At 26.3% G+C, this 13,286-nt stretch carries 12 protein-coding genes; 3 read left to right on the top strand and 9 right to left on the bottom strand.

Annotation, left to right across the window (positions count from 1 at the left end; genetic code table 11):
- Window positions 1-30: 30 nt before the first annotated feature.
- From A6P36_RS04665 to A6P36_RS04650, 4 genes are all read right to left on the bottom strand, one after another.
- Complete coding sequence (locus A6P36_RS04665) at window positions 31-1,200, bottom strand: AI-2E family transporter (RefSeq protein WP_066761452.1); 1,170 nt, start codon at window positions 1,198-1,200, stop codon at window positions 31-33.
- Window positions 1,201-1,225: 25 nt separating this feature from the next.
- A complete protein-coding gene (locus A6P36_RS04660) occupies window positions 1,226-1,855 on the bottom strand; it encodes a hypothetical protein (protein WP_066761450.1) in 630 nt (209 codons plus the stop codon).
- Between the two features lie 52 nt (window positions 1,856-1,907).
- Window positions 1,908-2,909 carry an aldo/keto reductase gene (locus A6P36_RS04655; protein ID WP_066761449.1) on the bottom strand — a complete coding sequence of 334 codons (1,002 nt, stop codon included), beginning with the start codon at window positions 2,907-2,909 and terminating at the stop codon, window positions 1,908-1,910.
- 119 nt (window positions 2,910-3,028) lie between these two features.
- On the bottom strand, window positions 3,029-4,450 hold the full coding sequence (locus tag A6P36_RS04650) for an FGGY family carbohydrate kinase (protein ID WP_066761448.1): 1,422 nt from the start codon (window positions 4,448-4,450) through the stop codon (window positions 3,029-3,031).
- A 181-nt stretch (window positions 4,451-4,631) separates the two neighbouring features.
- Here A6P36_RS04650 and A6P36_RS04645 point away from each other — a divergent pair, with 181 nt between their 5' ends.
- From A6P36_RS04645 to A6P36_RS04635, 3 genes are all read left to right on the top strand, one after another.
- A complete protein-coding gene (locus A6P36_RS04645; RefSeq protein WP_066761447.1) occupies window positions 4,632-5,459 on the top strand; it encodes a thymidylate synthase in 828 nt (275 codons plus the stop codon).
- A gap of 12 nt (window positions 5,460-5,471) precedes the next feature.
- Complete coding sequence (locus tag A6P36_RS04640) at window positions 5,472-5,954, top strand: dihydrofolate reductase (RefSeq protein WP_066761446.1); 483 nt, start codon at window positions 5,472-5,474, stop codon at window positions 5,952-5,954.
- 104 nt (window positions 5,955-6,058) lie between these two features.
- Window positions 6,059-6,646: a dipicolinate synthase subunit B gene (locus A6P36_RS04635; RefSeq protein WP_066761445.1), complete on the top strand. Its 588-nt coding sequence runs from the start codon at window positions 6,059-6,061 to the stop codon at window positions 6,644-6,646.
- A gap of 33 nt (window positions 6,647-6,679) precedes the next feature.
- Here the strand turns inward: A6P36_RS04635 and A6P36_RS04630 are convergent, their stop codons facing one another.
- The 5 genes from A6P36_RS04630 to A6P36_RS04610 form a co-directional block, all read right to left on the bottom strand.
- Window positions 6,680-8,431 (bottom strand): peptide ABC transporter substrate-binding protein, encoded by a 1,752-nt coding sequence (locus A6P36_RS04630; protein WP_066761444.1) that lies wholly within the window; start codon window positions 8,429-8,431, stop codon window positions 6,680-6,682.
- A gap of 92 nt (window positions 8,432-8,523) precedes the next feature.
- Window positions 8,524-10,302, bottom strand: coding sequence for an ABC transporter substrate-binding protein (locus tag A6P36_RS04625; RefSeq protein ID WP_082917618.1), 1,779 nt, complete (start codon window positions 10,300-10,302; stop codon window positions 8,524-8,526).
- An 86-nt stretch (window positions 10,303-10,388) separates the two neighbouring features.
- Entirely contained in the window at window positions 10,389-11,360 is a 972-nt protein-coding gene (locus tag A6P36_RS04620; RefSeq protein ID WP_066761443.1) for an ABC transporter ATP-binding protein, read from the bottom strand.
- Window positions 11,360-12,340 carry an ABC transporter ATP-binding protein gene (locus A6P36_RS04615; RefSeq protein ID WP_066761442.1) on the bottom strand — a complete coding sequence of 327 codons (981 nt, stop codon included), beginning with the start codon at window positions 12,338-12,340 and terminating at the stop codon, window positions 11,360-11,362. Before A6P36_RS04615 ends, A6P36_RS04620 begins: the two co-directional genes overlap by 1 nt.
- A gap of 14 nt (window positions 12,341-12,354) precedes the next feature.
- Window positions 12,355-13,284, bottom strand: coding sequence for an ABC transporter permease (locus A6P36_RS04610; protein ID WP_066761441.1), 930 nt, complete (start codon window positions 13,282-13,284; stop codon window positions 12,355-12,357).
- Between the last annotated feature and the right edge of the window lie 2 nt (window positions 13,285-13,286).

The raw sequence follows: 13,286 nt of genomic DNA, 5'->3' as shown, positions 1-13,286 counted from the left end.
ATTGAAATAAATTACAATACACTTTTTTAATTAAATTTCTTTATCAATCTTATTTAAATATCTCTTATAATACAAAGAAATAACTCCAACAACAGGTGATGCAATAATAATTCCAACTACTCCAAATAATCCTCCACCTATTATTATAGAAATAATTACAACAAGTGGTGGTAATCCAACAAAATCTCCAAGAATTTTAGGTTGAATAAGATTTCCTTCTATCTGTTGGAAAATCATCAAAAGTACAAATCCTAAAATTGCAACTGTAAGTCCTGAAGGCAAACCTAAAACAAAGGCTCCAAGTGCCCCAATAAGTGGACCTAAATAAGGAATAACATTACTAACACCAGCTAACACACCAATTATAACTGCATATGGATTTTTTATTATAGCTGTTAATGCAAATGAACAAAATCCTACAAATACAGCATCAACAATTACTCCAGTAAAATATCCACCAAATATTTTATCTAAATTAATTGAAAAACTTTTAATTTTATCAGAAACATTTTTTGAAAAAATAATATCTATCAACACTGAAAAAAATCTTGCTATCTTCTCTTTGTCTCTTAAAATATACACTGATAAAATTACCGCAATTAAGAAATTAAATATAAAAATTCCTGTATTTGAAATAAAGGTAGTTAAAGCAGAAACTGATGTATTTAACAAATTTGCAAGATTAGTATTTAAAAAATAAGCAACTTTTTGATTAATCTCAGATATAATTTGGGGTTCAAGCTCTAAATTACTTAAAAATTTATTTGCTAAATCAACAAATGATGGAAGCTCTCGTATAAGTGCCTTCAAACTATTTAAAAATGGCTCCAATATGAACAAAATTAATACAAATATAATAGTACTTAAAGTTAACAAAACAGTTATAACTGTTAATAATCTAATTTTTGAAAACTGTTTTTTAGAAATAATTTGCAGTGGATCTTGATCCTTTTTTATTTTATAAAAAAGTTTAAAATACAATCTATCTACTAAATTAATCAATGGTTTTAATATATAGGACATGACTGCTGCAATAATTATCGGTTTGGATATATCTAAAAGATTAAATGTAAAATTTTTAAAATGAACCCAAACTGTAGGAATATAATCTATTAACTTATACAAAACAAGTAATATAAAAACCATGATAAACACAGTAAAAAATTTATGATTTTTAATATCTGTAAAAATTTTCTTCACGTACTTTAATACCTCACTTTAAAATTTAATTACAAATTAACTTTTCTTTATTAATATTACTATTGTACTCCTCAAACATCTTTTTAAAAATTTCTTTTCGCTTTTCTATTTGATTCAATCCCTTAAGATTAAATTCAAAATAAAAAACCCAAAAATATAATAGATCATTTTTAAATTCACTTATCAACATTTTATAAAGGCAACTTAAAAATTCCATATCATTTAATTTACCAATACAAAATTTATTTATCTTCAAAACATAATTAAAAAATTGTTTGAGAGTTTTCTTTCCTGAATCTATATTTTCATTCCAATAATTAAATTTATTTTCCCCAATTTCTTTTTTCATAAACTCTCTATAAAAATTAACTATAATATTTTCAACTTCATTACCATTTTGAGTCTTAAATTTATTAATATTTAATTTTAAAAATTTATCATTTGTATAATATATTTTTAAACACAAATTTTCATATATTTTTCCTGGAATCAATCCTTCAATTACAACTTCATATAAATCAACATTAACTTTTATAAAAAACAAATTACAAACTTCAACTTTAATAGCTTTTATCATGTATTTTAATGGAACATGCAAAACAACTTTATTTTTAAAAATATCCTTTATATCAATAACATTGAATTCTTCATTCAAACAAAATCACACTTTCATTTTTTATTTTTAACAATTATGAAATTTTTGTGTCCTAAACTAAAGCCATCTCTTTTTCAAAAACATCTATATCTCTAAAATCTTCATAAGTATATCCTCTATCTATAGCTTCAAACGCTTCTCTTAATTGACTTAAACTTCTACAAGATAAAATAGAGCATGTATCTATTTCTTGATTAAACAAATATCCAAGAGCTACCCACCCTGGAGCTGCTATATATTTATCACCAATTTTTTTCATTCTATCGTAAATTTTCAAATTTGACTTTGTATAATAAGGTGAATTCTCTTTTAAACTCTCAATATCTATAGAACCTGGTTCATTTTCATTTGTATAAAGCTTAGCAAACATTCCATTTGCTAAAGAATTATACGGCATAGCAAGAATTTTATATTGTCGATGAATTTCCATCATTTCTTCATTCATCTTAACGTACAAATCATGATCTTTAAAAGGATTCATATATTTAGAACCAACATTCCAAAGCATTTGATTAACTGTAAATCCATCTAAATTATTTTCTACTGCAAACTCCATAGCTTGTCTAATTCTATAAGGCTTCCAATTGGAGCAACCATAATTCAAAATCTTGCCCTCTAACTTAAATCTTTCAAGCTCATTTAAAATAGCAGAAACTTCCGTTTCCCTATCATCACCATTAACTAAAAAAACATCTATATAGTCAGTATTTAAATTTTTAAGACTAAGTTCTAAGTCCTCTTTTAATAAACTCTCTTTTGATTCCTTCCTATTTAAAAGACAATTGCTCTTAGCAACTAGACAAGAAATTTCTCTTTTCCCTGACTCCTTAATCCATTGTCCAACTAATTTTTGTGCTTCCTCAACTTCATATTTTCTAGGTCCTATATCACATCTAGCAGTATCAATAACATTTCCTCCCATAGAAATAAAATCACTTAAAAGCTCTTTTATTTCATCAGTAGTCAATCCACTTTTTAAAATATCATAAGTTCCAAATCCTATTTTGTATATGTAGTGGTCCGATCCTGAAATTTTAGTTACATATCTTTTCATAAAACTATCCCCCAATTATACACAAATAAATATAGCTATAATTATAACATATAAATTTTCAAAAAATCCATATTTATACATTAAAATAAGCTGCCCAAAATAAAGAGCAGCTTATTTTTTTAAACTATATTTTCAAAGTACTTATAATTAATTTTTTTACCACTATACTTAATTTTCAAATAATTGAAAGAATTTTTCAATATTTCATAAGCATAAGAAATATTTTTAATTTTTCCTAAAGATATAAACTGATTAATCGCATTACCAATTATTCCAGACTCCTTAGGTCCAACTTCCAAATCTTTTAATATTATATCAGCTATAAATTGATTGTAGGAATTATTTATACTGTAATCCCCAACCATACAAACGCTATCAAAAATTCCACCAGTTATTTTTTCTAAATCTTTTATACATTTTTTATAGTAGACAGCAAAACTATCATATACAATTCTTATAAAATTAGATATTGAATCAGGTAAACTATTTAATTTAAATTCAAAATAATATTTTACAGTATTTATAAGAGCTGCTGAATTTCTAAATATATCACTATCAAAATCAATTATATAATCAATAAATTCATTATCATTCATCACATTCCATGCATTCTCAATCATATAATTATTTTCAACATTCTTCAAAAAATCATCAACTAATCTATAACAAGGTATATATTTAAATATTTTCACCAATTCTTCATTAAACAACTGGTGATTTAAATCAAATTTAATTCCTTCCAGATACATTTTAGAAAAATTTTCTGTACATCCAATAATTCCTTCATAAGAATTCACTATAAAAATAGAATTTTTATTTGTTACATCAGTTGTAAGAAATGATGATAACAAATTATTTCCATAAGGAGCTATTACTTCTACTCCATTTATTTTACATTTTCCAACACTTTTTCCATAATCAACTAAATTAAATTCTAACCTATCTTTTAAATCCAAATAATTCAAAATATCTTCGTCTATATCTTGATTTTTAAAATTGAAAATTTGCGTCAAAGAAAGTTGTGCCCTTTCATGAAAAATTTCTCCAGTTAATCTATAATTTATATAATCACTAAAAGATAGAATTTTTCTTACTTTCAAAAAATCTTCCGGATATAAATCTCTATACATCATCAATTTATATAATGCATTGTTTAAATTAAAACTTATACCTGTTTTTCTGTAAATATAAGCCATTCCCAACTCATTTATTATTTTATTTAAGTAATTTGAATTTAAAGAATATTCTACAAAAATATCTCTCACTAAATTATCATGTTCATCCAATAGTACAAATTCATTTATTGATGAGTTTACAGAAATAGATTCAACATTATAACCTATCTGTTTAACGCTCACCAAAGCCTCATTTATTTCTTTAATTATTTTATCTATGTTTAAGGATAACTTCGAGTCCTTGTTTCTTATAAGTATTTTTGAACATCTATGAATTTCTTGCATAAATATTTTATCTTCTCTAAGTACTACACTTATTATCTTTAAATTTATCTTAGAAATATCTATGACCAAACAACACTTCACAACATCACCTCAAAAATTTATCAATTAAAAATCAAAACCTTAAGTTAAATACATCGTCTTAACAACACATTAATTTATTAATATTAATATTTCAATATATTTATTAACATAAAAATATAGAAATTATTTTAAAAATCTAGTACCATATATTTAAAATTTTATGATAAGGACTTAGATTCAAATGATTTGCATTGCTGATATATACCATAAAAATTGTATTGAACAAATTTTAAATAATGGAGTTTATGATAAAAATCCAAGACCAAAATATAAAGATGGTACTCCTGCGTTTACAAAATTTATTACTCATTACGTTGAAACTTACGACATATCCAAAAATGAATTTCCAATAATAACTTTAAGACAAATAGCTATTAAAAATGCGATTAAAGAAATTCTATGGATATATCAAGACCAAACATCAGATTTAAATGTTTTGAAAAATAAATACAACATTCACTGGTGGGATGATTGGGAAAGCAAAACTCATCCAAATACTATTGGAATAAGATACGGAGAAACTGTTAAAAGATATGATTTAATGAACAAACTTTTAGATGGAATAAAAAATGATCCATACGGTAGAAGACACATAATTAATTTGTGGCAAGAAAATGATTTTAATGAAAGTGATGGATTAAAACCTTGTGCTTTTCAAACGCTTTTTTCAGTTCGTGATAATTTTTTAGACTTAATGCTTATACAAAGAAGTTCAGACTTACTTGTAGCTTCATCAATAAATTGCATTCAATACGTAGCTCTTCAAATGATGATATCAAAATCATGTAATTTAAAACCTGGAAAATTTACAAGAGTTGTAAATAATCTTCACATATATGATAGACATTTTGAATCAGCAAAGATTATTTTAAATAGAGAAGTTGGTGAACAACCAATTTTAGAATTAAATACAAACAAAACAAATTTTTATGAATTTACAATAGATGATTTTGAAATTAAAAATTATAAATTTCAATCTCCTCAAATAAAATTTGAACTTGGAATATAAAAGGACTTTTTTATGTTAAATTTAATTGCATGTATTGATAAATATAATTCAATTGGTTTAAATAATGATTTAATTTATAAATTCAAAGACGATTTACATATTTTTAAACAAAAAACAATTAATAATACTGTTATTATGGGCAGAAAAACTTTTGAAAGTTTAAATAATAATCCATTACCAAATAGAGAAAATATAATAATCTCTAAAACACTCAGTGAATCAAAAAATAATTCATATAGTGTTTTTAAAAATATAAATGACGTATTTAAAATATTGACTAATAAAACTGTATTTATAATAGGTGGAAAACAAATCTACGAATATTTTAATCCCTATTATGATGAAATACATTTAACAGTGGTCAAAAATGAATTTACAAAGAATTATAATATAAATGATTCAATAAAACTCAATATTAATTTGGACAATTTTAAAATTATATCTTCTCAAAATTTTGAAAAATTTCATATAAATATATATAAAAGATTACCTTAAATTTTCGATTTTAAAAGGTAATCTTTTTTTAAGTAACTTTTTAAAATATAAAGAATATTTTTTTATATATGCTTTTCTTTTATTAATATTCAAAGAGGTAATTTATGCAAAATTTAAAAGGTTTAAAAATAGGATACGCTTTAACAGGTTCTTTTTGTACTTTCTCAGAATCATTCAAATTAATTGAGAAACTTTTAGAACTTAATGTAGAAATATTTCCGATTATTTCATTCAATGTACAAAGTATAAAAAATAGATTTATAACACCAGAAAAAACCTTAGAATTTTTAGAAAGTAAAACTAAAAATCCTATAATTAAAACAATTGAACAAGCTGAATCAATTGGTCCAAAAAATTTTTTAGATTTATTACTTGTAGCACCTTGTACATCAAACACTTTAGGAAAATTTGCAAACGGAATAAACGATACTCCTGTAACTATGGCTATGAAATCTTTCTTAAGAAGCCAAAATAAACCTTTAGTCATAGCACTTTCTTCAAATGATTCACTAGGTTTAACTCTTAAAAATATAGCAACTCTTATAAACACAAAAAATATTTATTTTTCACCAATGGTTCAAGATGATATTTGTAAAAAACCAAATTCACTTGTTGCAAATTACTCAAAAATTATAGATACAATGTTAAATGCTTTAAATAATAATCAAATACGACCAATTATAACTATATAAAAAAGCTATCTTAAATTTAAGATAGCTTTTTTATTATTCAAAATACAATTTTTCCAAATCTTTTGTAAACCACCTATACAAACTTATATTTTCCATACCTTTAACCTTTGATGAATAAACATCCATATTCATTTTCTCAAACAAAAATATATACGGTAAATCATCTGATAACTCTTTATAAAGTTCTCCATATAAATTTTTTCTCTTAGTTTCATTCTTCTCACTTAATGCCTCTTCTAACAATTTATCAACCTTTTCATTAGAATAAGCTATTCTGTTAGAAGGACCATTTGTTGAAAATCTTGATGAAGAATCTGGATCAGGGTTAGCGAATGGAGTAAATAAAAAAGCCAAATGATATGAATATTTCCCTTCTTTAGCATCATTTTGTTTTTGTAATAATGTTTTAGATTCCATTTGTTCTACTACCACTTCAATCCCTATTCTTCTATAATTTTCAAGCATAATTGAAATTAAAATATCATTTACCTCATTTGGGGTACTAGCTAAAAATTTTAAAACTAATTTTTGACCATCTTTTTCTCTTATTCCATCTGAGCCAACAACCCATCCTGATTCATTTAAAAGTTCTTTAGCCTTTTCTGGATCATAAGAATATTTAGTAAAATTTTCATCATCAGGATAAACCCAAGAATTCGTATTTTGTGGAATATCTATAACTCTTCCAAACCCTCCAAAACAAACATCAACTATAGTTTGTCTATCTAATCCATAAACTAATGCTCTTCTTAAATTCTTATCTTGCATAATAGTTTCGTTATGATTTATAGCAATATAACCATATCCTAAATAATCCGTTATAGCAGCTTCAACAAAACCCATATTATCTAAAATTTCAATATTTTCTTGAACAACCAATACATTTTTCCTTATCATATCAATATCACCATTTTCAAGTAATGATAATTGATTGTTTTCATTTACTATTCTAAAAATTAAATTTGGTATTTTAGGCTGACCCTTATAATAATGCTCATTAGAAACTAGCCTTATTTCTTCTCCATCTATATACTCAACGAATTTATATGCGCCATTTCCAAATGGAGATTTATTATATTTTTCAAGCTGGTTGGCTTGACCTTGAACATAATCAACACCATAAACATGTAAAGCAAGAGGTTTTATTCTCTCAAAATAATAATTTTTTTTAGAATTCAAAGAATTAAATGTAATTGAAAACTTTCTATCATCAATAATTTTAAATCCTTCAATATTTGGAGTTATACCATCTCTATAATTTTCCCAACCAACAATATCAAAATTATCTCTTTCAAAAGTTCCTGTATATGTTTTATCCATTAAAACTTTAAAAGTAAATTCTATATCATAAGAAGTTAATGGAGTTCCATCTTGCCATTTTAAATTTTCTTTAAGAGTAAAAACATAAGTATTAGTTTCTTCAAAAATTTCTGGCATATAAGCTATACCATCTAAAATATTCCCATTACCGTCTATTTCTAAAATTGGAGCCCACATTGAATCATTTATATCCACATCATTAGCCGCAACCGCAAAAACAGGATTAAAAATTTCATTGGGAGAAGGCATTCCAATAATTAAAGTATCTTTTCTTTTTTTAGCCTTTTGTGGAATATTTTGTGGATTTTTAGCTCTCAAGTATAACGTTTTCTGATCAAATTCATTTTTCCCATTTTCAAAAATTATTTCATCTATCTTTAATTGAAGTTCACCTGGTTCACAAGAATAAAAAACCAAAATATTTATTACCAAAATGAATATCAAAAATTTTTTTAATCTCCCCATCAAATTCCTCCCAAAATATTTTAAAAAATAAATAAACCTTACCAAAATACTAAATTAATTTTAATATTAAGGCAAGGTTTAATTAAATCTTTTTACTCTAAAGAAAGTTTTTCTAAATCTTCAATAAATGATCTATAAGGAGTTGCTCCCTCCATACCTTTAACTCTTGCTAAATAAACATCCATATTTTTTCTTTGGTACAAGAATATATATGGTAAATCGTCTGAAAGTTCTTTATATAATTCATTGTATAATTCTCTTCTCTTATCTTGATCCATTTCATTCAAAGCATTTTTCAATAATTCATCTACTACTGGATTTGAATACAAAGTCTTATTACTTGATCCATCAGTTCCAAATACAGAAGATGAATCAGGGTCTGGAGTCAATGCCCAAGCCAAAAATGCTAAATGATAAGAAAATTTACCTTCTTTTGCTTCAGTTTGCTTTTCAATCAAAGTTCTAAATTCCATTTGCTCGGCTTTTACTTCTATTCCTATATCTTTATAATTTTGAATCATTATAGGTACTAACGCATCGTTTACTGAATTTGGAGATGATGCTAAAAACTTAAGTGATAATTTAACTCCATCTTTTTCTCTTATTCCATCTGAACCAACTTTCCATCCAGCTTCTTCTAAAAGTTGTTTAGCTTTTTCTGGATCATATGGATATTTAACAAAATCTTCATCATCAGGATAAGCCCAAGATACGGTAGATTGAGGTATATCTATAACATTAGCTTGACCTCCAAATGCTGCTTCTACAACAGATTGTCTATCTAATCCATAAGCCAAAGCCTTTCTTACATTTACATCTTGAAGTATTTCTTCTTTATGATTTATGGCAATATAACCATATCCTAAATTTTCAGTTATAATAGCATTAGCAAATCCAAGTTGCTCTAATAACTGTAAATTTTCATCAGTAACACTCATACCTTTTCTTATAACATCAATATCTCCATTTTGTAACAACAATAGCTGATTAGTTTCATTAACTACTCTAAAAATTAAATTTTCAATTTTTGGTTTTCCTTTGTAATAATTTTCATTAGCAACTAAAACAACTTCTTCTCCATCTTTATAGCTTACAAACTTATAAGCACCATTTCCAAAAGGAGTTCTATGATACTTTTCTAAATCTTTAGCGTTTCCTTGAACATAATCAACTCCATATATATGTTTAGCAAGAGGTTTAACATTGAAATAATATATATTTTTACCATTTGCAGAATTTAAAGTTATAGAAAATGTTCTGTCATCAATTATTTCAAAACCAGCAATATAATCAGTAACGCCGTCTCTATAATCTTTCCATCCTACTACATCTAAATTTTCTCTTTCAAATCTACCAGTGTAAGTCTTATCCATTAAAACTTTAAACGTAAATTCAATATCTTCTGAAGTTATTGGTGTACCATCTTGCCACTTAACACCTTCTTTTAATGTAAATGTATATTTCTTTCCATCTTCAGAAACCTCGGGCATTTCTGCTATACCTGAAACCATTAATCCATCATAACCTAATTCTAGAAGCGGTGCCCACATAGCATCATTAATATCTGCATCATAAGCCGATTCTTCAAATAATGGATTAAATACACCATTTGGAGCAACTATTCCAACTATTAATGTATCCTTTCTATTTTTAGCAGTACTAGGAACACCATTTGGATTATTTCCAATTAAATACAAAGTTTCCTCATCGTATTCTCCAGTACCACTAACAAGATTAACTCCACTAGTTTGCGTAACTACATTACCATCATTTTTTGTACCATTACTACCTGTATTTGACGAACAAGAAGACATAAAAAACATTGCCCCTAAAACTAATCCTATAACACTAATTAATTTTCTCTTTCTCAAAACTAACCTCCAAAAATTAATAATTATTCATTTTAATAACTATAAAAATTTATAATCATTAAAATTACTACCAAATTTTTTATTTATTAATATAAATGACAAGATACTTTATGTCCGTTTCCTACTTCTTTTAAAATAGGAACCTCTTCTTTACAAATATCTTTTACATGCAAACATCTAGTATGAAATTTACATCCTGACGGCGGATTTGAAGCACTTGGAATGTCACCTTTTAATATAATTCTATCAACTTTTTTCTCAGGGTCAGGTAAAGGAACACAAGATATTAATGCTTGAGTATATGGATGCATCGGACTATTGTATAAATCATCTTTACTTGCTACTTCTACAAGAGAACCTAAATACAAAACACCAACTTTATGACTAATATGTCTAACTACACTTAAATCATGGGAAATAAAAAGATAACTGAAACCATATTTTTCTTGAAAATCCTGTAATAAATTAATTATTTGAGATTGAATAGAAACATCAAGCGCAGAAACCGGTTCATCTGCTACAATGAATTCCGGATTCAAAACTAAACTCCTAGCTATACCTATTCTCTGTCTTTGTCCTCCTGAAAATTCATGTGGATAACGCTTCATATGATATCTTGCAAGGCCACATACTTCCATAACCTCTTCTATTCTATTATAATACTCTTTTTTGCTATTTACAAATTTATGTGCAATAAGAGCTTCTCCAATTAAATCACTTACTGTTTTTCTAGGATTAAGAGAACTAAAGGGATCTTGGAAAATAATTTGCATTTTTAATCTTAACTTCCTCATTTCTTTTTTAGAAAGAGAATGAATATCAAGTCCTTTAAACTTAACACTACCACTTGTTTTATCCAACAATCTCAAAACTGTTCTTCCTAAAGTTGACTTTCCACATCCTGATTCTCCAACAAGAGAAAATGTCTCACCTTTATTTATTTCAAAAGAAACATCATCAACCGCTCTAACATTTCCCACAACTTTTTGAAAAACTCCACTCTTTATAGGAAAATATTTCTTTAAATTTTTAACTTCTAGTATATTTTTATCGCTCATTATTCTCCCTCCTTATCTAAAAGATAACAAGAAACATAATGCGAATTTCCAACAGATATTAAATCAGGTATACCTTTTTTACAAATATCTTTTCTTCTATCACATCTTTCATAAAAATAACAATAATTAGGAAGATTCATAGGATTAGGCACTTGACCAGGTATAGAATATAATTTTTCATTATTTCCTTCAAAAGTAGGCTTAGATTTCATAAGTCCAATAGTATATGGATGTTTAGGATTTTTAAATATATCTAAAACTTTAGCTTTTTCAACAATCTTACCTGCATACATAACAATAACATAATCAGCCATCTCTGCTATAACACCTAAATCATGAGTTATCATCATAATAGACATATCAAATTTAGATTTCATATTTTTTATTAAATCTAAAATCTGTGCTTGTATAGTTACATCTAAGGCTGTAGTTGGTTCATCAGCAATCAAAACTTTAGGATTACACGCAAGTGCTATTGCTATCATAATTCTCTGTCTCATTCCTCCAGATAATTCATGAGGGTAAGAATTAAATATAGACTCAGCTCTAGGAATACCAACTAAATTTATTAACTCAATTGCTCTTTTCTTAGCTTCACTTTTAGATATTTTTTGGTGAATTAACATTACTTCAGAAATTTGATGTCCAATTTTCATAACAGGATTAAGAGAAGTCATAGGCTCCTGAAAAATAATAGCTACCTCTGATCCTCTTTTTTCACGCATCTCTTCTTCTGATAAAGATAAAATATCAACACCATTTAAATTTATACTTCCAGACTCATATATAGTAGGTGGTACAGGCAAAAGTCTCATAAGTGACATTGAAGTAACAGATTTTCCACATCCTGATTCTCCAACAATACCTAAAACTTCTCCTTTTCTAACTTCAAAACTAACATCATTTACTGCTCTAACTATACCTTCATCTATTTTAAATGAAATTGATAAATTCTTAAATTCAACTATTTTTTTATCCATATAATTTTATCCTCCTACTTCTTAAGTCTTGGATCAACAGCATTTCTCAAACCTTCACCAACTAAGTTAATTGATAAAACAGAAGCAAACAACAATATCGTAGGTGGAATCCATAACCAAACTCTTCTTGTTAAATCAAAGAAGTTACGAGTAGACTGTAACAAATTTCCAAGTGAAGCATATGGTGGCTGAACTCCAAGTCCTAAATAACTAAGACTAGCTTCAAAAATCATCATACTACCAAGACCTGTAGCAATATAAAGTATTACGTAAGGTAGTATATTAGGTAACAAATGTCCAAATAACTTTCTTAATGTTGAAAATCCAAGTGCTTCTGTAGCCTGCATATACTCTTGCTCTCTTAATAGAAGTACTATACCACGAATGTTTCGACAATATGTAGTCCAAAATATAAATGCCAATAAACCAAGAGTTATATAAATTCTATACTGTGGATCAACTTCTAAATCTGATAGAAAAGCAGCTAATATGATCAATAATGGTAATGTTGGTATACTCATCAAAATATCTACTACTCTCATTATAATCATATCTACAACTCCACCATAATAACCAGCAATTAAACCAAATATAGTTCCTAAAAACACTGATATAATAGTTGCAAGAAAACCAACAAAGAAAGAAAATCTTCCTCCTTCTAAAACTCTCGCAAAAACATCTCTACCTAATGCATCTGTACCCAAAATATGTTCAGATGATGGTGGTTTATTTTTCATAACAATATCTATCGCTGATGGATCTTTAGTAAAAATAGGAACTACTAAAATCAAAAACAATATTACTACAAGCATAATAAGACCAGCTATTGCCAACTTATCTTTCAAAAATCTCTTAATTATCATTTTAAATGGAGATTGAGTTTTATAATTTTCATCTACATTTTGACCACTTTCTTCAATAAACAATTCTTTATCTTGCTTCACAA

The organism is Candidatus Arthromitus sp. SFB-turkey (assembly GCF_001655775.1).
Lineage (GTDB): Bacteria > Bacillota > Clostridia > Clostridiales > Clostridiaceae > Dwaynesavagella > Dwaynesavagella gallinarum.
The sequence above is the reverse complement of the archived record's forward strand: the minus strand, read 5'-3'. Positions and strand labels throughout refer to the sequence as shown.